Genomic DNA, 20712 nt, shown 5'->3' with positions numbered 1-20712 from the left:
CGCGCCTTCACACCCGGCCCGCCTTCACCCCGCACCGCCTTCACCCGGCCCGCCTTCACCCCGCACCCCCTTCACCCCCGGCGCGCCTTCACCCCGGGCCGCCTTCACCCCCAGCCCGCCTTCACCCCGCGATTAAGCAGAAAGAACGTTCTGTCTTTGGCAAGGGGCGCTCTCCGGGAGGGGCGGCGCCCCCTGCCAAGGGGCAGCGCTCTCGGGGAGGGCGGCGTCCTCTGCGAGAGGTTGGGGTCCCCTGCGGGAGGCGCGGCGTCCCCTGCGAGAGGTTGGGGTCCCCTGCGGGAGGCGCGGCGTCCCCTGCGGGAGGCGCGGCGTGCCCTGCGAGAGGTTGGGGTCCCCTGCGGGAGGCGCGGCGTCCCCTGCGAGAGGCGGCGTCCCCTGCGAGAGGCGCCGTCTCCTACGAGAGGCGCCGTCTCCTACGAGAGGCGGCGTCCCCTACGAGAGCCGGCGTCCCCTGCGGGAGGCGGCGTCCCCTGCGGGAGGCGGCGCTGCGGAAGAAGCGCGCTGACACCGTGGCCGCCGCGGTGGCGGGGCAACGTGCGCAACGGGCATCTTTGCGTGGCGCGCAGGTCTGGCTACTGTTGATGTGTGGGACTCCGGGAGCGTAAGAAGCAGGCCACCCGGACCGCGCTCAGCTGGGCCGCCATCCGCCTGATCGTCGAGCGCGGCTATGACGGCGTGCTCGTCGAGGACATCGCCGCCGAGGCCGGGGTCTCCGCGCGTACGTTCAACAACTACTTCTCCAGCAAGGCCGAGGCCGTCGCGTCCCGCCACCTGGATCGGTGTTTGCAGGTGGCTTCGGCCCTGCGGGAGCGGCCGGCCGCCGAGCCCCTGTGGGAGGCGATCTCACAGGCGGTGATGGCACCGTTCGGGCCGCCGCCGGAGGTCGCCGCCCATCCGCCGCGCGACGCCGAAGCGTGGGTTGCCGGACTGCGCCTGATGCTCGCCGTTCCGGCCATCCAGGCCGAGACCCTGCGCGCCTCCGCCGACGCCGAAGCCGCCCTGGCCGCCGCCGTGGCCGCCCGGACCGCCACCGACCCGGAGTCCGACCTCTACCCCAAGCTGGTCGCCGCGATCGTGATGGCCGCCACCACCGCCGCCACCAAGCATCTCCTGTCCGCCGGCTGCCACCTCACCGAGATGAAGCCCCAACTCGTCACCGCGTTGCAGCAGATCGCCGCGGGCCTGCCCGAGCCGCCCGGCACGTCCGGCCACGGGGACTGAGCGGCGGGACGGGCTCGGCGTTCAGCTGGTCTGGCTCTGCAACTGCTTGATGACGCTGGTGACCGTGTCGGCCGGGATGGCGAAGCCGACGCCGATGCTGCCGGTGTCCGTGTCGCTGGCGGTGGCGATCGCGACGTTGATGCCGATCACGTGGCCGGAGAGGTCGACCAGCGCGCCGCCCGAGTTGCCCTCGTTGATCGCGGCGTCGGTCTGGAGGAGGCCGGTGAGCTGCTCGGATCCGGTGTTGATGCTGCGGTCGGTCGCCGAGACGATGCCCGAGGTCACAGTGTTCTCCAGACCCAGCGGAGCGCCGAATGCCAGCACGGTGTCACCGACGGCGACGCTGTCGTCCGTACCGAAAGTCACCGGGGTCAGCCCGGTCAGCCCGGCGGCCTGCACGAGCGCCAGGTCGTGGGTGGTGTCGGTGGCCACGACGGTCGCCGGCACGGTGGTGCCGTTCGACAGGCGGACGCTCACGGTGCCGTCGGACGAGATCACGTGGTTGTTGGTGAGGATCAGGCCGTCCGAGCTGATCACGACGCCGGAGCCGAGCGACGACTCGCGCGCCCCGTCCACCATGACCGTGACGATGCTCGGTTGCACCTTCTTGACAACGGCGGCGAGGTCTGCGCTCTCGGTGACCGTGGTGGTGCTGCTCGCCGTAGTCGCGCTCGTGGCGGTCGTCGAGTCGTGGTCGGCGAGGTAGCGCTCGGCGACGACGCCTCCGGCCGTACCCGCCCCAGCCACCAACGCGAGCACCGCGGCGCCACCGGCGATCCGGCGCGGCCACCGGTTGCCGCCCGATGACGAGGGGGTCGGCGGAACGTACGGGGGCGGAGGCGGCGGCGGGGTCTCGTTGTACCGGCTGTAGTAGTCGCCGATCCGCGACGACTCGTCGGAGTTGCTGGGCCGGTTCATCAGGTCGGTCATGGCGACGCCTCGCTTCGTTGGCTGATGCGACCAACATTGACGCCGGTTCTTGTTCGCGAGCGGTGAGCCGTCTGTGGGTTCGCTGTATGCGCCGGGTCACCCATCCGGGTTCGGTTACCGCCCGCGAGTGGGCGAGTCGGCAGTGGTACGGGGACCCGCCCCCTACGGTCGTCGGGTGCTTTTCGTCCCAGTTGCCCCCATCTCGTCCCGTCTCGCCGAAGCGGCGGACAACACCGAACCCACCGACGTGGCCGCCGAGGGCCGCGATGGTGCGCCGCCGCACGACGCGGGACGCTCGAACCGGGCGCGTAGAGGCCCGTTCGGTCCCACGGTCGCGGAGCGCAAGCCCTTCGGCCCGACCGTCACGCCGCCTCGCGACACGCCGGTCTGGCCGCCGAGGAGTCCCGCGCTGGCCCCTCACCCGGCGCCGATCCGATGAGCCGGCCGCTCGTCGCCCTGGCTGGTGCCGTCGCGCTCGCGGCGGCGCTGGGCGCGTGCTCCTCCGGCGACGCGCCACCCGCTGCTGCGCCCGAAACGGTCGTCATTTCCGTACCGCCTGAGGTCGTTACTTCCGCACCGCCTGCGGAAGGAAAGGCACCCAGCGTGAGGCCGACGGATTTCAGCGACTTCGTCGCGTCGGTGCAGCGTGATCTTCCGGAGGTGGCGGTCGACCGGCGCGACGAGGAGGTCGCGGCGCTGGGCGAGCGGACCTGCGCGGGCCTGCGCTCCGGCAAGAAGAGCGCCACCGTCGTCAATGAGATCCGGGCGCAGGGTGTACCCGATCCGCAGGCTCGGCAGCTGCTGGCGCTGGCTCGCGTCACCGCCTGCCCGTAGCGGCGTACGCCGGCCGGTCCGGGTCTTCGTAAAGGCGGGCTTGCCCATCGGCCGAAAGTCGCAGTCGGCACAGGTTTGACAGACGCGAGTCCGATGCCGGACACAGATGTCCGCCCGATGCTGGAGTCAGCACCACTTCAGCAGGAGGTAACGAGATGTCCGCACGAGGAATGCTCAGCGTGGTCGGCAACGCCGTCGGCGGCTTGGTGGGCTGGAGCGCGCCGCCGCCCCCGCCGGACCCCGCCTGCCTGCGGGAGTTGCTGGCCGAGATCGGACCGTCGCCGGCCGACGGGGACGACAACCTGACGGAGGCGGTACGTGCGTTCCAGGCCCGCGCCGGCCTCGACCCCGACGGCGTCGCCGGCCCGAAAACCGTGCACTTGCTGACGAGATACGCCTCGGAGGCGCGCGAGCTCCGGCTCGACCTGGCGGCCTAAGCTACGCCCCATGACCGGTCAGGATCAGTTGATCACCTACTACGACGACGCCACCGGCGAACACACCGCGCTCACCGCCACCGAGCTCGGCGACTGGGCATCAGCCACCGCCGCCCTGCTCACCGAGGAGTGCGGCCTGGGCACCGGCAGCACCGCCGCGGTCCTGCTCCCCCCGCACTGGCAGACCGCGGCGGTGCTGCTGGGCGCATGGTCCGCCGGCATCGAAGTCTCCTACCGCGGCTGGGCCACCGCCGGCCTCATCCCCGCCGGCGATCCGCTGGACGCGACCTTCGTGCACGAGCCCCGCATCGACAGCTGGCTCGACGAGGTTCCCGTCGGCACGCACCAGTTCGCGCTCACGTTGTCGAAGGCCACCGGACCGGCTGCACCCGCCGGCGAGCACCCGCCTACCGGCACTCAGGCACCTTCTGGCATGACGGCGCTTGCGGGCTCGCGAGTGCCCGCCGGCTACCGCGACTTCCTCACCGCCGTACGCCCTCACCTCGGCGCCCCTCCCCCGGCCGCGACGCCCGGGCCTGACCGTTTTGCCACAGTGGACGGTACGACCTACGGCGCCTACGCCGCGCTGGCCGCCGACATCGCCGCCGGGCGCGGCATCAAGGCCGGCGACCGGGTGCTGGTCGATGCCCGTACGCAGGAGCAGCCCTTGATCTGGCTCCTGGCCCCGCTGGTCGCCGGCGCGTCCATCGTCGTCTGCGCCGATCTGGACCCTGCCACGATCGACTCCCGGGCGGCGGCCGAGCGGATCACTCACTCTTTCCTCTAGTACGCCTCTGGTACGGCCGCAGCACGGCGCACCGTGGCCGGCTCAGCCGTCCGGCCATCCACTGAGGACGATCAGCCGTGGAGATCGTCCAGCAGCCCCCGGTAGCGTGCCGCGCATGGAGGTATTCGATCAACTCGCCGAGAAGTATCAGGGCGAGCACAGCAGCAACCCCCACCAGGCCGCGCTCGTCGAGCGGATCGCCGCACTGCTGCCCGCCGGCGCCTCGGTGCTCGATCTGGGCTGCGGCACGGGCGTGCCCACGGCCAAGCGCCTGACCGAATCCGATCACCGGGTGGTGGGCGTGGACATCGCCGAGGGGATGCTACGGCTGGCCCGCGAGCAGGTGCCCGCGGCCGAGTTCGTGCGCGCCGACTTCAAGGATCTGCCGGACGACTTCGGCACGTTCGACGCGGTGACCGCGTTCTTCTCCCTGCTCATGCTGAGCAAGGCCGACATCGAACGCGTCCTCGACAAGGCCGCCGGCTGGCTCAAGCCCGGCGGCCACCTCGGCATCGGCATGGTCAACTTCGACGGCGACAGCCTCCCGTTCGAGTTCCTGGGCGTCCCGGTGACCGTGTCCGGCTACCTGGAGCCCGACCTCAAGGCGGTGCTGGAGGCCCACGGCTTCAACGTGCTCAGCATCGAGACGGTCGACTTCACACCGCCCGGCACGCCGCCGGAGAGCCAGATCTTCGCCTTGGCCCAGCGCGCGGCCTGACCCCGCCCGCCGACCGGATCCCCACGCCCTGCGGCGCCTCGTCAGTCGTCGCCCGCGGCGCCTCGTCAGTCGTGGCCCGCGGCGCCTCGTCAGTCGTCGAAGGTGACGGTGACCTTGGGAGTCGCGGCCACGGACTGGCACGTCAGGACGAAGCCGGCGGCCAGCTCGGCCGGCTCGAGGGCGAAGTTGCGCCGCATCGTCACGTCGCCCTCGATGACGCGGGCCCGGCATGTGCCGCAGACGCCGCCCTTGCAGGCGAACGGCAGGTCGGGGCGGGACCGTTGCGCGCCTTCGAGGAGCGTGTCGCCGGCGGCCACGGTCACCGTGGTGGAGCGGCCGTCGAGGAGCACGGTCACCTCGCAGCTGTCCTCCCCGGCGGTCGTGGCCTCCTCGCGGACCGGCTCGGGTGGCACCTCGTCCACCCAGAACAGTTCGCGATGGATGCGCTCCGGCGGCACGCCGGCCTCGCCGAGCACCTCGATCGCGTCGGTGACCATGCCGAACGGGCCGCACAGCCACCAGTGGTCCACGGCGGGCACGTCCAGCAGCAGCGGCAGCAGCGTGCGCAGCTTCGCCGCGTCGAGGCGGCCGCTGAGGAGGTCGACCTCGCGGGCCTCGCGGGAGAGCAGGTGCACCAGTTCGAGGCGGGACGGGTGGCGGTCCTTCAGGTCGGCGAGCTCCTCGGCGAACATGACCGTGTCGGCGCGGCGGTTGCCGTAGAGCACGGCCACCTGCGCCTCCGGGTTGCGCAGCAGCGACGTCGCGATCGACAGCACCGGCGTGATCCCCGAGCCCGCCGCGATCATGACGTGCCGGCCGCCGGCCTCGATGTCGGGCGTGAACGTCCCGGACGGCGGCGCCACCTCGACGGCGTCGCCCGGCTGCACCTCGCGCACCAGCCAGCTCGAGACCAGCCCGCCGGGCACCTCCCGCACACCGATGCGGGGACGGCCGCCGGCCGGGGCGCAGATCGAATAGGAGCGGCGCTCGTCGCGCTCGTCGCCCGGCCGCCGCACGGTCAGCGACTGCCCGGGCCGGAACTCGTATCGGGCCGCCAGTTTGGCCGGGACGTCGAAGGTCACGGCGACCGCGTCGTCGCAGAGCCGCTCGACCTGCGCGACCCGCAGCGGGTGGAACTCCCGTACCGCCATCACTCACCCCGCTCAGATCGCTTTGACATGTTCGAACGGCTCGCGGCACGCCGGGCAGCGCCGCAGCTCGCGGCAGGCGGTCGCGCTGAACGCCGTGATCCGCTCGGTCCGCGGATGGGCGCATCGAGGGCAGGCGACCCCGTCGTCCCGGACGCCGAGCGTCAGCGGGACGGGTCCGGCGGCGCGCCGGGGCGCCGGGCCGGGCGGCGCGATACCCGCCTCGGCGAGCTTCGCCCGCCCCGACTCGGAGATCCAGTCGGTGGTCCAGGCCGGCGCCAGCGCCGTACGCACCTCCGCGCGCTCGAATCCGGCCTCGCGCAGGGCCGTGAGCAGGTCGGCCCGGATGGCCTCCATCGCCGGGCAGCCCGAGTACGTCGGCGTGATCGTCACGACGACGCCCTCCGCGCTCTCCGTGACGTCGCGGATGATGCCCAGCTCGGCCAGGGTCAGCATGGGCAGCTCGGGATCGGTGACCGTGGCGGCGACGTCGGCCGCCGTCAGCGTCCGGGCGCTCACCACGCACCGCCCGGAGTCGCCCGCGCCAGCCCCTGCATCTCGTCCAGGATCTCGGTCAGCTCGTCGCCGTGGACACCGTCGCGCCCGCGGCCCGGGGCCGGCCCGGCTGGCACCGTGGGACGGCCCAGCGTCGCCACGCGCAGCACCTCGGTGAGCACCCCGTCGAACTCGTCGCGCAGCTCGGACGGGTCGACCGCCACGCCCTGCTCGGCCAGGCGCAGCTCGGTCGGATGCGGCGCGAACAGCTCACCGGTGAGCGGCCACACGGCGTCGATCGCGGCCTGCATGCGGGCGTGGGACAGGTCGGTGCCGTCGCCGAGGCGCACCACCCAGCCGGCCGCGTATTCGCGGTGGTAGCTGACCTCCTTGACACCCTTGGCGGCGATCGCGGCCAGCACGGGGTCGCCGCTCGTGGCCAGCCGGTCGAGGAGCGCGAGCCGCCACGTCGAGAAGACCAGCAGCCGGGCCACCAGCTGCCCGAAGTCGGCGTCGGCCCGCTCGGCCAGCCACACGTTGCGGAAGTCGCCGGGATCGCGCAGATAGGCGAGCTCGTCCTCGCCACGGCCCGCGCCCTCGGCCTCGCCGGCCCGGGTCAGCAACAGCCGGGCCTGTCCGAGCAGGTCGAGGCCGATGTTGGCGACCGCCAGCTCGTCCTCGATCTCCGGCGCACGGGTGATCCACTGCTGGAGCCGGTGGGACATGACCAGCGCGTCGTCGCCCAGCATCAGGCAGTACGCCGCCAGATCGGCGCGGTCGACGCCCTCCGGCAGGGCGGTGGGCACCCCGGCGAGCGGGTCGGCGAACCCCGTTCCGTACGCCCAGCGGGCGTCGTCGTCGTGATCGGTGAGGGAGTGGTAGGCGTCGTCGAAGGACATGGGCGGCCTCAGATGTGCGGCACGGAGTCGGGGATGGAGTAGTACGTCGGGTGCCGGTAGGCCTTGTCGCCGCTGGGCGCGAAGAAGGCGTCCTTGTCGTCGGGACCGGACGCCACCACGTCCTCGGAGCGCACCACCCAGATGCTGACGCCCTCGTTGCGGCGCGTGTAGAGGTCGCGCGCGTGGTGCAGCGCCATCTCGTGGTCCGCCGCCCGCAGGGAGCCGACGTGCACGTGGTTGAGGCCGCGCTTGGCCCGCACGAACACCTCGAACAGTGGCCATTCGTGCTTGATCTCGCCGGTCATGCGCGCACCTCCGTCCGCTTGGCCGCGTGTGCCGCGGCCGCTTCGCGCACCCAGGCGCCTTCCTCGTCGGCCTGCCGCCGGCGGGCGATCCGCTCGGCGTTCATCGGCCCGTCGCCGGAGATGACGCGCTTGAGCTCCGACCAGTCGATGGCGCCGAAGTCGTAGTGCTCCCGATCGGCGTTCCAGCGCAGATCGGGGTCGGGCAGCGTGACGCCCAGCGCCTCGGCCTGCGGGACCGTCATGTCGACGAAGCGCTGCCGCAGCTCGTCGTTGGTGTGGCGCTTGATCTTCCACGCCATGGACTGCGCGGTGTTCGGCGAGTCGGCGTCCGGCGGGCCGAACATCATCAGCGACGGCCACCACCAGCGGTTCACCGCATCCTGCACCATCTCGCGCTGGACGGTGGTGCCCCGCATCATCGTCATGAGCAGCTCGTAGCCCTGCCGCTGGTGAAACGACTCCTCCTTGCAGATGCGGATCATCGCTCGCGCGTACGGCCCGTAGGAGCTGCGGCAGAGCGGCACCTGGTTGCAGATCGCCGCACCGTCGACCAGCCAGCCGATCACCCCGACGTCGGCGAACGAGAGCGTCGGGTAGTTGAAGATCGACGAGTACTTCTGCCGGCCCTCGATCAGCCGGCGGGTCAGGTCGCCCCGGTCGGCGCCGAGGGTCTCGGCCGCGGAGTAGAGGTAGAGGCCGTGCCCGGCCTCGTCCTGCACCTTGGCGAGCAGGATCGCCTTGCGGCGCAGCGACGGCGCGCGGGTGATCCAGGCGCCCTCGGGCTGCATGCCGATGATCTCGGAGTGGGCGTGCTGGGCGATCTGCCGGATCATCGTCTTGCGATAGCCGTCCGGCATCCAGTCGCGGGGCTCGATCCGTTGGTCCTTCTCGATGATCTCGGCGAAGACCTTTTCGCCGGCGACGTCGCTCATGACACCTCCCAGGTGAAGAAGCCCTGCCCGGTCTTGCGGCCGAGCTCGCCCGCGGCCACCTTGTCGCGCAGCAGCCGCGGCGGCGCGAACCGTTCGCCCAGCTCCCGGTGCAGGTGCTCGGCGATCGCGAGGCGGACGTCGAGGCCGACGAGGTCGGTGGAGCGCAGCGGCCCCATCGGGTGGCGGTAGCCCAGCTCCATGGCGCGGTCGATCGAGGACGCGTCGGCGACGCCCTCCTCGAGCATGCGGATCGCCTCGAGCCCGAGCAGCACGCCGAGCCGGCTGGTCGCGAAGCCGGGCGAGTCGCGGACCACGACCTCGCTCTTGCCAAGCCCGGCCACCCAGGACCGGGTCGCGTCGCGGGCGGCGTCGCCGGTCAACGGGCCCACGACCACCTCGACGAGCTTGCTCGCCGGCACGGGGTTGAAGAAGTGCATGCCGATGAACCGCTCGGGCCGGCCGAGCGCGTCGGCCAGCCCGGCGATCGACAGGGAGCTGGTGTTGCTGGCCAGCACTGCCTGCTCGCCCACCGCATTGTCGGCGGCGGCGAGGACCCGCACCTTCAGGGCGGCGTCCTCGGGGACGGCCTCGACGACGAGCTCGGTGTCGCTGCCGAGGGCGGCCACGTCGTCGACCAGGACCACCCGGTCGAGGACGGTGTCGGCAGACTCGGCGAGCAGGCCCTTTTCCGAGGCGCGCAACAGCCCCATGGCGACACGGTCGCGGGCGGCCGCGGCGGTCGCCGGGTCGCGCTCCACGAGGCAGACCACCGCGCCGGCGACGGCGAAGACCTGGGTGATCCCGGCGCCCATCCGGCCGCCGCCGATGACGCCGACGGTCTTCGGCACGGCGGGCTGCACAGCGGTGGTGGTCATGAGCGGCCTCCCGCGAGGAAAGCGTCCATGCGCTCGCGCTTCTCGTCGGACTCGAAGAGGATCGCCTGCGCCAGGTCGTCGGTGAGGGGGTGGCCGCCGCCGTCGGCGACGAGCTTTGTGAGCCGCAGGGCGAGCCCACCCGAACGGGCCATCCGGTCGAGCAGGGCGTGCGCCCGCTTCAGCAGGTAACCGGCCGGGACCACCTCGGCGACCAGGCCGAGCCGCAGCGCGTCGTCGGCGTCGAGCCGCCGGCCCGCGAGCAGGACCTGCTTGGCGACGGACGCGCCGACCAGCTCGCGCAGCCGCCAGCAGGCACCGGCCGCGGCGAGGATGCCGAGCCCCGGCTCCGGGTTGCCGAACACCGCGGCGGGCGAGGCCAGCCGGATGTCGCACGCGTAGGCCAGCTCGGCGCCGCCACCGAGCGCATAGCCGTCGACGGCGGCGACGGTCGGCAGCGGAAGCCGGGCGATCCGGTCGAAGAGCCGGCTGTTGATGCCCTGGAGAGCCTGCTCCCGGCCGCGCTCGCGCAGCTCGCCGATGTCCGCCCCGGCGGCGAACGTGCCGCCGTCGCCGGTGATCAGCAGCAGCCGCGGCCTCTGCTCCAGCGAGGCGCACACCTCGTGCAGCTCGGCGACCATGGCCGCGTTGATCGCGTTGCGCGCCTCGGGCCGGCGCAACGTCACGACCACCCGGTCGTCGAGCTCCTCCACCACGAGCGTCGTCACGCGGCACCTCCCGCCCGGCGTCGCACGCCACCGTCCACGCCGCCATCCCGGCGGCGGCGGGCGGCGGCCGCGGCCGGGGCGCTCACGGCCGCTCCAGGAGCATGGCGACGCCCTGGCCGACGCCGACGCACAGGGTGGCGAGGCCGCGGCGGGCGCTCTCGCGCTCCATGCGGCCCAGCAGGGTCACGGTGATGCGAGCGCCGGAGCACCCGAGCGGGTGGCCGAGGGCGATCGCGCCGCCGTCGGCGTTCACGCGCTCGTCGTCGAGCTTGAGCCGGCGGATCACGGCGAGCGACTGCACCGCGAACGCCTCGTTCAGCTCCACGGCGTCCAGGTCGCCGACGCCCCACCCGGCCCGGGAGAGCGCTTTTTCCGTGGCGGGGACCGGGCCGAGGCCCATGAGCTGCGGGGCCACCCCGGCGCTGGCGGCGGTGACGATCCGGGCGCGCGGCGTCAGACCGTACCGCTCGACGGCCTCGCCGCTGGCGACCACCAGCGCGGCGGCGCCGTCGGAGAGCGGCGACGAGGATCCGGCGGTGACGACGCCCTCGGGCCGGAACACCGGGCGGAGCCCGCCCAGCTTCTCCAGCGTCGAGCCGCGGCGCGGGATCTCGTCGACGGCGACGTCACCCACCGGGACGATCTCGCCGGCGAAGCGGCCCGCGTCGAGAGCGGCGACGGCCCGCTCGTGGCTGCGCAGCGCGAACGCGTCGCTGTCGGCGCGCGTGATGCCGTCGAGCGCGGCCACCTCCTCGGCGGTCTCGCCCATGCTCAGCGTGACGCGCCGGTCCTCGGGGCCGGTGCCCGCCGCCCTGTCGTGCTCCTGGAACAGCGGGTTGGTGAAGCGCCAGCCCAGCGAGGTGTCGACCACCTCGCCGGGGCGGGCCCACGGCGTGCCGGGCTTTTGCATCACCCAGGGGGCGCGCGTCATCGACTCGACGCCGCCGGCCACGATCACGTCGGCCTCGCCGGCGCGGACGGCATTGGCCGCCGAGACGATCGCGGTCAGCCCGCTCGCGCAGAGCCGGTTGACCGTGTAGCCCGGCACGGTGTCGGGCAGGCCCGCCAGCAGCACCGCCATGCGCGCGACGTTGCGGTTGTCCTCACCGGCCTGGTTGGCGGCGCCGAGCACCACCTCGTCGACCGCCTCGCCGGGCAGCCCCGCCCGGCCGGCCGCCTCACGGACGACCAGCCCGGCGAGGTCGTCGGGACGGACACCGGCGAGCGCGCCGCCGTACTTGCCCTGGGGCGTGCGCACACCGCCGACGAGGAAGGCCTCAGGCATCGCCATCGCCCGCCGCGACGTGGTGACGGGACTGGATCGTGAAGAAGCGGCCGCTGACGAAGAAGTCGTCGGTCAGCGAGGCGGTGGCGGCCGGGTTGGCGCCGCTGCCGTGCAGGTCGCTGAAGGCGGCGGTCTGGTTGACGAAGACGCCACCGGTCAGGTTCTCCGCCAGGTGGACGCCCGCGTCGAGAGCCGCCTCGCGCGCCGCGGCGATCACGTCGGGCGAGGTCGAGTGGACCGTGGCCGTGAGAGCGCCGTGTGCCCGGACGGTCTCGACGAAGATCTCGAGGCTGTGCGGTGTGGACTCCGTCGCGATGACGAACGACACCGGTCCGAACCACTCCCGCGTGTACGCCTTTTCGTCGGCCGCGTCGAGCCGCACGACGACCGGCGTCCGGATGGTGGCACCCGGGTTGTGCTCGTCGGCGACCTCGGTGGACGGGTGGATCACGCTGGCCGCCCCGCTCGCCTCGGTGAGCCGGGCGAGGACACCGTCGTTCACGATCGCGCCCAGCGTGCCGGCCGCTCGCGCCGGGTCGCCGAGCAGCTTGTCGAGCGCGGCGGACAGGTCGGCCCCGAACTCCTCGACGCTACGGCGGCCGGCGTCGGTCACGATGCCGCCCCGCGGGACCAGGATGTTCTGCGGCGTCGTGCACATCTGGCCGCTGTAGAGCGACAGCGAGAACGCCAGGTTGCGCAGCAGGCCCTTGTAGTCGGCGGTGGAGTCGACGATGACCGTGTTGAGGCCGGACTTCTCGGTGTAGACGACCGCCTGGCGCGCGTTGGCCTCGAGCCAGTTGCCGAACTCGCTGGAGCCGGTGAAGTCGACGATGCGCACGTCGGGATGGGTCGCGAGGGTCGCGGCGATGCCGTCGCCCCGCTCCTCGACGGCGAGGGTCACCAGGTCGGGGCTCAGACCGGCCTCGGCGAGGACCTCGCGGCAGATCTGCACGGTGATGGCGAGCGGCAGCACGGCGCCCGGATGGGGCTTGACGATCACCGGGTTGCCGGTGACCAGGCTGGCGAACAGGCCGGGATAGCTGTTCCAGGTGGGGAACGTGTTGCAGCCGATCACCAGGCCGACGCCGCGCCCGACGACCGTGCTGGTCTTGGCGAGCCGCAGCGGGTCGCCCCCGCGCTGGGGCTTGCTCCACTCGGTGGTGACCGGGATGCGGGTGGTCGCGGCGAGCGCGACGGCCACGGCCTCGAGGGCGCGGTCCTGGGCATGAGGGCCGCCGGCCTGGAAGGCCATGACGAAGGCCTGGCCGGTGGTGTGCTGCACGGCGTGTGCCAGCTCGAAGCTGCGCGCGTTGATCCGCTTGATGATCTCGGCGGCGACGCCCGCGCGGCCCTGGGGGCCGACGGCGCGCCAGGCGGGCGTGGCGGCCTTGGCGGCGGCGATCAGCGCGAGCGGATCGGTCTTGGGATAGCTCACGCCCAGCTCGAGACCGTAGGGTGAGCGCTCGGTGGAGACAGTGCCGTCGGCGCCGGGCACCTCGATCGGGAAGGGCTTGCCCAGCAGGGCGCGGAACGCGCGCTCACCCGCGGGGGCGGCCTCCTCGCCGTACACAGACTTGCTGGGAGACTCGGGGAATGCGGACCAGTAGTCCCGGACGGCTGCGGCCCGGATCGCCTGATCCAGCAGGTCGGAATGCGTCTCGTACAACTCGGTGGGGGTTGTCATCTGCGCTCCATTGCGTTTGGCTGTGCTCATATTTACCGACCGAACGGCCGGTAATCAACCCCTGGGAGACAGGATGGCACTGACATGACCCGGCCTGCGGCTCCGCGCCGGCGCGGACGACCCGGTCATGACCAGGATGCCGTGCTCGCCGCGGCGGTGCGGCTGTTCAACGAGCGCGGCTACGACGCCACCAGCATGTTCGACATCGCCGAATCGCTGGGCATCACGAAATCCAGCGTCTACCACCACATCAGCGGCAAGGAGCAGCTGCTTCAGATGGCGATGGACCGGGCACTCGACGGCCTGTTCGAGGCCGCCGGCGAGGTCAAGGCGCTCGACCTGCCGGCTCCCGAGCGGCTCGAGAGGCTGGTCCGCCGCAGCGTGCTGGTGCTGGCCGAGCGGTTCGAATACGTCACGGTGCTGCTGCGCGTCCGGGGCAACACCGAGGTCGAGCAGCACGCCCTGTCGCGCCGCCGCGACTTCGACGCCATCCTCACCGACCTGGTCAAACAGGCGCAGGCCGAGGGCGGGGTGCGCCCCGACATCGACCCCGCGACCGCCGCGCGGCTCATCTTCGGCATGGTCAACTCGCTCACCGAGTGGTACCGCCCGCGCACCGGCGGGGCCGAGGCCATCGCCGACGCGCTGACCCGCATAGCGTTCGAGGGCCTGCGCACGGCAGAGAGGTGAGTCGCGCGGACGCGTTAGCGTGGGCGCCGATGAAAAGCTGGCAGAGCCGGGCCGCCGTCGCGGTCGCGGCCACCCTGGTCCTGACCGCGTGCGGCACGGACGCCCCCGGTGCGCCCTCCGCGGCGCCGACGTCCGCCACGCCCTCCTCCGCGCCGGCGAGCGACCTCGCGCCGTCGAGCACGCCCGCCTCGACGGCACCGTCGCCGACACCGCCCAAGGACTGCGTCACCCGTACGCTCGACGGCCTCGACCTGGCCGGACGGGCGGGACAGCTGCTCATGGTGGGCCTCCCGGTCGACACGCCCACGGGTTACGCGGGCGCGGTGCGCGCTTACCGGCTCGGCGGCATCTTCCTCCGCGGGCGCAGCACCCACGCCGCCGCCGAGCTGCGCGGCGACATCGCGAACGTGCAGGGCAAGGCCACGCTGCCGCTGCTCGTGGCGCTCGATCAGGAGGGCGGCAGCGTCCAGACGCTCAAGGGACCCGACTTCCCGATCCTGCCCTCCGCCGCGCGGCTCGGCGCGGGCCCGGTCACCACGCTGCGCGGCACCACACAGGACAGCGCCCGGCGCCTGTCCGCGATCGGTGTGAACATGAACCTCGCCCCGGTCGCCGACACCGTGCCCGCCGACATCGGCGAGGACAACCCGCCGATCGGCGCCTTCCGCCGGCAGTACGGCTCCGATCCCGCCAAGGTCGCCACGGCGATCAGGACGGTCGTGCCCGCCTCGCAGGACGCCGGCGTGCTCACGACACTCAAGCACTTCCCCGGGCTGGGCCGGGTGCGCGCCAACACCGACACGTCCACCAAGGCGGTCGACACCACGGCGACGGTGAACGACCCGTACCTCCAGCCCTTCGCCGCCGGCATCGACGCGGGCGCCGCGGCCGTGATGATCTCGTCGGCGTCCTATCCGCGGCTCGACAGCGGCGCGATCGCCGCCTACTCCAGACCGATCGTGACCGACCTGCTGCGCGGCAAGCTCGGCTTCAAGGGCCTCGTCATCTCCGATGACCTCGGCGCGGCCAAGGCGGCGAGCACGCTTCCTCCGGCACAGAGGGCGGTACGCTTCGTCGCGGCCGGCGGCGACATGGTGCTGACGATCGTGCCCTCCGACGCCAAGCCGATGTCGGCGGCGCTGATCGAGCGCGCCGAGAGCGACCCGGCGTTCCGCGCGCGGGTCGACGACGCGGCACGGCACGTGCTCCAGACCAAGGAACGCGCCGGCCTGCTCAGGTGCGGCTGACCGTTCGGGATCATCGATCGTTGCGGGGAGCCGCCGTGCTTCCCCGCACGACCAATCGAGGGACGAGCACGATTTCGGTACGCCCGGAGCGGCCCTTGTCGAGCCGGGAGACCGCCAGGCTCACCGCGCTCGACGCCTGAGCCGGCGCGTCCTGGTTGACCGAGGTCAGGTCGATGTGCGCGAGCCTGGCCAGCGTACTGTCGTCATATCCGACAACGGAGATCTCACCCGGGACATCGATGCCGGCACGCAGGAACGCGTCCATGACGCCGACGGCGAGCCGGTCGTTGGACGCCACGACGGCGGTCGGACGGTCGGCGGCGGCGGCGAGCGCCCGACCCGCCCGTACGCCTCCCTCCTCGGTGTGATCACCGGGAATGACCTGGGCGGGAAGCCCGGCGTCGCGCATGGCCCGGCGATAGCCGCGACGGCGGACCGCGGTGACGGCACCGGACCCGCCGTCGACAAAGGCGATGCGGCGGTGACCGAGACCGATCAGGTGGTGCAGCGCCGCGCCGACGCCGACGTCATCGGCCGAGCGCACCACGTCGACCTGCGCGTCCTCGGCCCGGCGGCCGACCACCACGCAGGGCACCTGCTCGGCCAGACCGTCCAGGAAGGACGCCGGCGAGTCGGGACCGAGCAGGACGAGCGCCTCGCAGCGGAAGTCGAGCAGTGTCTCGGTGGCGCGGTCCTCGTCGCGGTCGCGCGTCAGGGTGGAGAGAACGACCTCGTAACCCTCGGCGCCGGCCGCGACGTGCAGCTCCTCGACGAGCTCGGCGTGGAACGGATTGCGCACGTCGAGCATGACGCCGAGCAGGTGCCGGCGGCGCCGGGCCAGCAGGCTCGCCGCGCGATCGGCACGGTAGCCCAGCTCGGCGGCGGCGGCCAGCACCCGTTCGCGCGTCTCGGCGCTCGGCCCGGGCGCGCCGCGGAGCACGAGCGACACGGAGGCGGGAGAGACCCCGACGCGGGCCGCCACGTCTGCCAGGCGCGGACGCTGATCCACTTCTTTACTCCCGGTAACAGCCTTGACACCCATCGAGATCAACGTCGATAGTACAGGGGACTTTAAAGCGCTTTAAAAGCGAGGTCTCCTGATGAGCCACCCCTCCATCGGCGTGGCAGTGATCGGGGCCGGCATGGTCGGCCGCGCGCACGCCAACGCCTATCGCAACGCCGCCACCGTCTTCGACCTCGGCCTGCCCGCGCCGCGCCTGGTCGCCATCGCCGACCTGCACGAGCCGTTCGCCGCCGACGCCGCCCGGCGATACGGCTACGACCGCGCCGAGACCGACTGGCGCGCGGTCGTCGAGGCGCCCGACGTCGACGCGGTCAGCGTCGCCGTCGCGAACGCCCTGCATCGCGAGGTGGCCGAGGCCGCCCTCGCCGCCGGCAAGCACGTCCTGTGCGAGAAGCCGCTCGCGCCGACCGTCCACGACGGAGAGTCCATGGTCGCTGCCGCCGCCGCGACACCCGGGCTGGTCAACGCGGTCGGCTTCACGTTCCGCCGGTCCCCCGCGCTCAACGCCGTCAAGAGAGAGGTCGAGGGCCGGCTCGGTCCCGTGCGCCACTTCGTCGGCAACTACTGGTGCGACTACGGCTACGACCCCGCCCGCCCGATGAGCTGGCGCTACCAGGGCGGCCCCGGCTCCGGCGTGCTCGCCGACATCGGCAGCCACCTGACCGACCTTGCCGAGTTCTTCTGCGGCCCGACCGCCGGGGTGCAGGGCACGACGATGGCCACCCTGGTCAAACAGCGGCCACGCCCGCTCGGGGTCGCGGTCGGCCACGCCGGCGGCGTCGAGGTCAGCGACGAGCTCGTCCCGGTGGAGAACGAGGACGTCTGCACCTTCACCACGTCGTACGCGAGCGGAGCGGTCGGCACGTTCTCGCTGTCGCGCGTCGCTTTCGGGCACGCCAACTCGCTGCGGGTCGACCTGTTCTGCGAGAACGGGTCCGCCTCGTTCGAGATGACCCGGCCGGCCGAGTTCACCATCGTCGACGCCAGTGCGGAGACGGCGGTCAACGGCGCGCGGACGGTCTTCGTCGGCCCCTGGCATCCGTACGTGGCTCGTGGCCTGCCCATGGATTTCCCCACCGTCGGCCACGGGCAGAACGACTTCTTCGTCTACCAGGCTCGGGCCTTCCTCGACCAGATCGCCGGGGCCGAGAGCCTGCCGCCCTGTCCCGACCTGGCACACGGCCTGCACAACCTGCGCGTGCTCGACGCGGTCGTGTCCGCCGCCGACAAACCCGTCCAGATCTGAGGAGCCCCCCATGCGACTCGGCGCCTACACCGCGTGCCTGCACGACCGCTCCCTCGACGAGACCCTGAAAATCCTCGGTGAACTGGGCTTGACCAGCGCCGAGATCAACACCGGCGGCTTCATCGCCGCGCCGCACATCCCCGTCGACGACCTGCTGGCCAGCGCCGGCGCCCGGGAGGAATACCTCGGCCGGTACGCCCAGGCGGGCATCACGCTGACCGGGCTCAACGTCAACGGCAACCCGCTCAACCCCGACCCGCGGGTCGGCCCCCGGCACGCCGCCGACCTGCGCCGCACGATCGACCTGGCCGCCGCGCTCGGAGTGAAGAGGGTGGTCACCATGTCGGGCCTGCCCGGCGGCGAGCCGGGCGCCACGGTGGCCAACTGGGTCGTGAACCCGTGGGACAGCCAATACCTCGACGTCCTCGATCATCAATGGCAACAGGTGGCGATCCCGTTCTGGCGTGACATCCAGGCCCGGGCGGCCGCGGCGGACGTGAAGGTCTGCATCGAGATGCACCCGCACAACCTGGTCTTCAACCCGCCCACGCTGATGCGGCTGGTCGAGCAGACCAACGCCACCCACGTCGGCGCCGAGATGGACCCGAGCCACCTGTTCTGGCAGGGCATCGACCCGGTCGCCGCGGTGCGCCACCTCGGCGAGCTGGTCTTCCACGCGGCCGCCAAGGACACGCGAATCAACGCCGACAACGTCAAGCTCTTCGGCGTGCTCGACGACCGCTTCACCCGCACGCCGGCCGACCGCACCCCACTCAACCTCGGCGGCGCCAACACCCTCAACCAGTGGCCCGACCGCCCGTCCTGGCAGTTCGTGGCCGTCGGCCGCGGCCACGGCGACGACTTCTGGGTGCCGTTCCTCCAGGCCCTGCACGCCATCGACCCCGAGATGGCCGTCAACATCGAACACGAGGACACCGAACTCGACCAGATCGAGGGCCTACGCCTGGCCGCCGAAAACCTGACCGCCGCCGCCAGGAAGGCCGGCATCTGAGCCCAGCCGGCCACCACCCAGCGATCCCCCGACGTCCCCCGGCAGCCAGCGGTCCGGTCGCATCAGTGGCCAGCTTGCGGTCCGCCGCCACCCAGCGGCCGCCCGACCGTCCAGCCCGCAGCCCGTGCCCGCCTGGCGTTCCGGCCGCCATCCAACGGTCGCCCGGCGTTGCGGCCGCTGCCCAGCGGCCGCCCGACCGTCCAGCCGCCGCCAAGCGGTCACCCAACGGTCGTTTGGCGGTCCAGCCGCACCCAGCGGTCGCCCAACGGTCCAGCCGCAGCCCATGGCCGCCTGGCGTTCCCGCCGCCCAACGGTCGCCCGGCAGCCCAGCCGCACCCAGCGGCCGCCCGGCAGCCCAGCCGCACCCAGCGGCCGCCCGGCGTTCCGGCGGCGCCCACGGGCCGCCCAAGGGTCCAGGCACAGCCAGCGGCCGCCCGGCGTTCCGGCTTCACCCACGGTTCGCCCAGCGATCTAGCCACAGCCCGTGGCGCCTGGCGTTTTCGCCCCCGCGCCGCGGTCGCCCGGCGTTGCGGCCGCCGCCCAGCGGCCGCCCGACGGTCCGGCCGCAGTCGGCGGCTTCCTTTACTGGCCGCCTCTCTACGGCGCGGCGATGCGGAGGTGGAGATGATCGTGGGCAGTAGGGTGGGTTCGTGCCTGTTCCTCCCTACGTGGCTCGCATGCGGGCGCATGTCGGCCACGATCTGCTCTTCCTGCCCAGCGCCAGCGGGGTCGTCGTGGACGATGACGGACGGGTGTTGCTGGCCCGGCGGGTGGACAACGGGCGGTGGTCGGTTCCGGCCGGGACGATCGATCCGGGCGAGCAGCCGGCCGAGGCGGCGCTGCGGGAAGTGTTCGAGGAGACGGGAGTTCGGGCGGAGATCGTCCGGGTCGCGGGGGTGGCCACACATCCGGTGGTCTATCCGAACGGCGACCAGTGCGAGTTCCTGAACGTCTGGTTCCTGTGCCGGGCGCTGTCCACGGACGCGGCGGTCGCGGACGACGAGTCGCTGGAGGTGGGCTGGTTCGCGCCGGAGGCGCTGCCCACGCTCGACGACTGGTCGAAGCTGCGCATCGAGGCGGCGCTGTCCGGCGTCGACGCGGCCTGGCATGCCACACCCGGCGAGAAGCACCCGGCGCTCAACCAGCCGGACTCGCTCTGAGCGGCCTCGCTCTAACCGACCTGGCCTCGCCCTGACCGACCCGGCCTCACCCTGACCGACCCGGCCTCACCCTGACCAACCTGGCCCCGCCCTGACCGACCCGGCCCCGCCCTAACCGACCCGGCCCCGCCCTGACCGACCCGGCCTCGCCCTGACCAACATGGCCCCCGCCCTAACCGATCCGGGCTCGCTCCAACCGATCCGGGCTCGCTCTGGCCAACCCTGGACTCGCCCTAACCGGCTCGGACTTCCGCTGATCAACCTCCCGTCCGCCTGACGGCCGCGGCCGAGCCCTCCCGCCGGCCTCTGCGCGATCGCCTTAGATTCGGCGGTGTACCGCATTGGGCGTCCGGGCTCGCAGCCCTGGGGCGCCAAGTCGGCCAGCCGCGGTAGTGCGGCGCCGCGGGGTAGGCAGTTCGCGGTCGGAAGCAGATGCCCTGCGAGCGCTCGCGATGGTTGACGCGAGCTTCGGTAAGTCGTAGCTTACCGTTCGTGGGGACTTACCGAGATGGGGATGGCTGGGAGATCCTTGGGGATCCGAGCCGGCGGGCGATTGTGGCTTCGCTGGCTGAGCGGCCTCGGGCTGTGGGCGAGCTTGCGGACGAGTTACCTATCAGCCGGCCTGCCGTGTCGCAGCATCTTCGGGTTCTCAAAGAGGCGGGGCTCGTCGCGGACGAGGCGGCGGGGACTCGGCGGGTCTATCGGCTCAACCCGGCGGGAGTGCTGGCCCTCCGCGATCAGTTGGACGCCTTCTGGGATCGGGCGCTCCAGGGCTACCAGGAGGTCATCGAGCAGACGGCCGGCGACGAGGCCGGCAAGCGGACGGTCAGCGACGAGTAGGCCGTCGTGCGGGCAGCCAGCAACAAGGAGGTCGTCGAGCGGACGACCAGCGACAACAAGGCCGTCGAACGGACGCCCAATGACCAGGCGGCCGCCGAGCGGGCAACCAGCGACAAGGAGGCCGTCGAGCAGGCGGCCATGAACAACAAGGCCGTCGGACGGACGGCCACCGACAACAAGGCTGTCGGACGGGCGGCCAA

Annotated in this window: 23 protein-coding genes; 12 read left to right on the top strand and 11 right to left on the bottom strand. The window is 72.6% G+C overall.

The window, feature by feature from the left end:
- The first annotated feature begins 603 nt into the window (after positions 1–603).
- Complete coding sequence (locus tag Ade02nite_RS26410; protein WP_203769408.1) at positions 604–1239, top strand: TetR/AcrR family transcriptional regulator; 636 nt, start codon at positions 604–606, stop codon at positions 1237–1239.
- A gap of 21 nt (positions 1240–1260) precedes the next feature.
- Here the strand turns inward: Ade02nite_RS26410 and Ade02nite_RS26405 are convergent, their stop codons facing one another.
- Entirely contained in the window at positions 1261–2169 is a 909-nt protein-coding gene (locus tag Ade02nite_RS26405) for a S1C family serine protease (protein WP_203769405.1), read from the bottom strand.
- Between the two features lie 603 nt (positions 2170–2772).
- On the opposite strand from Ade02nite_RS26405, the gene Ade02nite_RS49575 reads away from it, so the two are divergent.
- From Ade02nite_RS49575 to Ade02nite_RS26385, 4 genes are all read left to right on the top strand, one after another.
- Positions 2773–3003 (top strand): DUF732 domain-containing protein, encoded by a 231-nt coding sequence (locus tag Ade02nite_RS49575; protein ID WP_239169066.1) that lies wholly within the window; start codon positions 2773–2775, stop codon positions 3001–3003.
- A 155-nt stretch (positions 3004–3158) separates the two neighbouring features.
- On the top strand, positions 3159–3440 hold the full coding sequence (locus Ade02nite_RS26395) for a peptidoglycan-binding protein (protein WP_203769401.1): 282 nt from the start codon (positions 3159–3161) through the stop codon (positions 3438–3440).
- A gap of 10 nt (positions 3441–3450) precedes the next feature.
- Positions 3451–4227, top strand: coding sequence for a TIGR03089 family protein (locus tag Ade02nite_RS26390; protein WP_203769398.1), 777 nt, complete (start codon positions 3451–3453; stop codon positions 4225–4227).
- Between the two features lie 115 nt (positions 4228–4342).
- Entirely contained in the window at positions 4343–4945 is a 603-nt protein-coding gene (locus Ade02nite_RS26385) for a class I SAM-dependent methyltransferase (RefSeq protein WP_203769396.1), read from the top strand.
- Positions 4946–5034: 89 nt separating this feature from the next.
- Here Ade02nite_RS26385 and paaE read toward each other — a convergent pair whose 3' ends face one another.
- The 9 genes from paaE to paaN all read right to left on the bottom strand — a co-directional run bounded on the left by paaE (position 5035) and on the right by paaN (position 13293).
- Positions 5035–6096, bottom strand: coding sequence for a 1,2-phenylacetyl-CoA epoxidase subunit PaaE (gene paaE, locus Ade02nite_RS26380; RefSeq protein ID WP_203769394.1), 1062 nt, complete (start codon positions 6094–6096; stop codon positions 5035–5037).
- A gap of 12 nt (positions 6097–6108) precedes the next feature.
- Entirely contained in the window at positions 6109–6615 is a 507-nt protein-coding gene (paaD, locus tag Ade02nite_RS26375) for a 1,2-phenylacetyl-CoA epoxidase subunit PaaD (RefSeq protein WP_379036564.1), read from the bottom strand.
- Positions 6609–7487 (bottom strand): 1,2-phenylacetyl-CoA epoxidase subunit PaaC, encoded by an 879-nt coding sequence (gene paaC, locus Ade02nite_RS26370; protein ID WP_203769386.1) that lies wholly within the window; start codon positions 7485–7487, stop codon positions 6609–6611. The genes paaD and paaC overlap by 7 nt, the downstream gene beginning before the upstream one ends.
- An 8-nt stretch (positions 7488–7495) precedes the next feature.
- Positions 7496–7792 (bottom strand): 1,2-phenylacetyl-CoA epoxidase subunit PaaB, encoded by a 297-nt coding sequence (gene paaB / locus Ade02nite_RS26365; RefSeq protein ID WP_203769378.1) that lies wholly within the window; start codon positions 7790–7792, stop codon positions 7496–7498.
- A complete protein-coding gene (gene paaA / locus Ade02nite_RS26360) occupies positions 7789–8724 on the bottom strand; it encodes a 1,2-phenylacetyl-CoA epoxidase subunit PaaA (RefSeq protein ID WP_203769376.1) in 936 nt (311 codons plus the stop codon). Before paaA ends, paaB begins: the two co-directional genes overlap by 4 nt.
- Positions 8721–9599: a 3-hydroxyacyl-CoA dehydrogenase family protein gene (locus Ade02nite_RS26355; protein WP_203769374.1), complete on the bottom strand. Its 879-nt coding sequence runs from the start codon at positions 9597–9599 to the stop codon at positions 8721–8723. Before Ade02nite_RS26355 ends, paaA begins: the two co-directional genes overlap by 4 nt.
- Positions 9596–10324, bottom strand: coding sequence for an enoyl-CoA hydratase/isomerase family protein (locus tag Ade02nite_RS26350; protein ID WP_203769372.1), 729 nt, complete (start codon positions 10322–10324; stop codon positions 9596–9598). Before Ade02nite_RS26350 ends, Ade02nite_RS26355 begins: the two co-directional genes overlap by 4 nt.
- A gap of 82 nt (positions 10325–10406) precedes the next feature.
- Positions 10407–11609 (bottom strand): thiolase family protein, encoded by a 1203-nt coding sequence (locus Ade02nite_RS26345; RefSeq protein ID WP_203769370.1) that lies wholly within the window; start codon positions 11607–11609, stop codon positions 10407–10409.
- On the bottom strand, positions 11602–13293 hold the full coding sequence (paaN, locus tag Ade02nite_RS26340; RefSeq protein WP_203769368.1) for a phenylacetic acid degradation protein PaaN: 1692 nt from the start codon (positions 13291–13293) through the stop codon (positions 11602–11604). The genes Ade02nite_RS26345 and paaN overlap by 8 nt, the downstream gene beginning before the upstream one ends.
- Before the next feature lie 84 nt (positions 13294–13377).
- On the opposite strand from paaN, the gene Ade02nite_RS26335 reads away from it, so the two are divergent.
- Positions 13378–13983 (top strand): TetR/AcrR family transcriptional regulator, encoded by a 606-nt coding sequence (locus Ade02nite_RS26335; RefSeq protein ID WP_203769359.1) that lies wholly within the window; start codon positions 13378–13380, stop codon positions 13981–13983.
- Between the two features lie 29 nt (positions 13984–14012).
- Positions 14013–15230, top strand: a complete 1218-nt coding sequence (locus tag Ade02nite_RS26330) for a glycoside hydrolase family 3 N-terminal domain-containing protein (protein WP_203769357.1) — start codon at positions 14013–14015, stop codon at positions 15228–15230.
- A gap of 10 nt (positions 15231–15240) precedes the next feature.
- Here the strand turns inward: Ade02nite_RS26330 and Ade02nite_RS26325 are convergent, their stop codons facing one another.
- Positions 15241–16239 carry a LacI family DNA-binding transcriptional regulator gene (locus tag Ade02nite_RS26325; protein ID WP_203769355.1) on the bottom strand — a complete coding sequence of 333 codons (999 nt, stop codon included), beginning with the start codon at positions 16237–16239 and terminating at the stop codon, positions 15241–15243.
- 91 nt (positions 16240–16330) lie between these two features.
- Here Ade02nite_RS26325 and Ade02nite_RS26320 point away from each other — a divergent pair, with 91 nt between their 5' ends.
- The 5 genes from Ade02nite_RS26320 to Ade02nite_RS26300 all read left to right on the top strand — a co-directional run.
- The gene (locus tag Ade02nite_RS26320) at positions 16331–17500 is read left to right on the top strand and encodes a Gfo/Idh/MocA family protein (RefSeq protein ID WP_203769353.1); all 1170 of its coding nucleotides are present in this window, start codon (positions 16331–16333) and stop codon (positions 17498–17500) included.
- A 10-nt stretch (positions 17501–17510) separates the two neighbouring features.
- The gene (locus Ade02nite_RS26315) at positions 17511–18512 is read left to right on the top strand and encodes a sugar phosphate isomerase/epimerase family protein (RefSeq protein ID WP_203769351.1); all 1002 of its coding nucleotides are present in this window, start codon (positions 17511–17513) and stop codon (positions 18510–18512) included.
- 650 nt (positions 18513–19162) lie between these two features.
- Complete coding sequence (locus Ade02nite_RS26310) at positions 19163–19672, top strand: NUDIX hydrolase (protein ID WP_203769349.1); 510 nt, start codon at positions 19163–19165, stop codon at positions 19670–19672.
- 432 nt (positions 19673–20104) lie between these two features.
- Entirely contained in the window at positions 20105–20512 is a 408-nt protein-coding gene (locus tag Ade02nite_RS26305) for an ArsR/SmtB family transcription factor (protein ID WP_344301750.1), read from the top strand.
- Between the two features lie 6 nt (positions 20513–20518).
- Positions 20519–20712: hypothetical protein (locus tag Ade02nite_RS26300; RefSeq protein WP_203769345.1), on the top strand; the 194-nt coding region annotated here is incomplete at its 3' end.

This window comes from Paractinoplanes deccanensis (assembly GCF_016862115.1).
GTDB classification, from domain to species: Bacteria; Actinomycetota; Actinomycetes; order Mycobacteriales; family Micromonosporaceae; genus Actinoplanes; species Actinoplanes deccanensis.
This window is presented reverse-complemented; position numbering and strand designations above follow the sequence as displayed.

Bases quoted from the DNA above. Each gene is read 5' to 3' on its own strand.
- Ade02nite_RS26390 (WP_203769398.1), top strand. From the start codon at position 3,451: ATGACCGGTCAGGATCAGTTGATCACCTACTACGACGACGCCACCGGC.
- Ade02nite_RS26305 (WP_344301750.1), top strand. From the start codon at position 20,105: ATGCCCTGCGAGCGCTCGCGATGGTTGACGCGAGCTTCGGTAAGTCGT.
- Ade02nite_RS26355 (WP_203769374.1), bottom strand. From the start codon at position 9,599: ATGACCACCACCGCTGTGCAGCCCGCCGTGCCGAAGACCGTCGGCGTC.
- Ade02nite_RS26330 (WP_203769357.1), top strand. From the start codon at position 14,013: ATGAAAAGCTGGCAGAGCCGGGCCGCCGTCGCGGTCGCGGCCACCCTG.
- paaN (WP_203769368.1), bottom strand. From the start codon at position 13,293: ATGACAACCCCCACCGAGTTGTACGAGACGCATTCCGACCTGCTGGAT.
- paaC (WP_203769386.1), bottom strand. From the start codon at position 7,487: ATGTCCTTCGACGACGCCTACCACTCCCTCACCGATCACGACGACGAC.
- Ade02nite_RS26320 (WP_203769353.1), top strand. From the start codon at position 16,331: ATGAGCCACCCCTCCATCGGCGTGGCAGTGATCGGGGCCGGCATGGTC.
- Ade02nite_RS26315 (WP_203769351.1), top strand. From the start codon at position 17,511: ATGCGACTCGGCGCCTACACCGCGTGCCTGCACGACCGCTCCCTCGAC.
- Ade02nite_RS26385 (WP_203769396.1), top strand. From the start codon at position 4,343: ATGGAGGTATTCGATCAACTCGCCGAGAAGTATCAGGGCGAGCACAGC.
- Ade02nite_RS26405 (WP_203769405.1), bottom strand. From the start codon at position 2,169: ATGACCGACCTGATGAACCGGCCCAGCAACTCCGACGAGTCGTCGCGG.
- paaB (WP_203769378.1), bottom strand. From the start codon at position 7,792: ATGACCGGCGAGATCAAGCACGAATGGCCACTGTTCGAGGTGTTCGTG.
- Ade02nite_RS26335 (WP_203769359.1), top strand. From the start codon at position 13,378: ATGACCCGGCCTGCGGCTCCGCGCCGGCGCGGACGACCCGGTCATGAC.
- Ade02nite_RS26395 (WP_203769401.1), top strand. From the start codon at position 3,159: ATGTCCGCACGAGGAATGCTCAGCGTGGTCGGCAACGCCGTCGGCGGC.
- paaE (WP_203769394.1), bottom strand. From the start codon at position 6,096: ATGGCGGTACGGGAGTTCCACCCGCTGCGGGTCGCGCAGGTCGAGCGG.
- Ade02nite_RS26345 (WP_203769370.1), bottom strand. From the start codon at position 11,609: ATGCCTGAGGCCTTCCTCGTCGGCGGTGTGCGCACGCCCCAGGGCAAG.
- paaA (WP_203769376.1), bottom strand. From the start codon at position 8,724: ATGAGCGACGTCGCCGGCGAAAAGGTCTTCGCCGAGATCATCGAGAAG.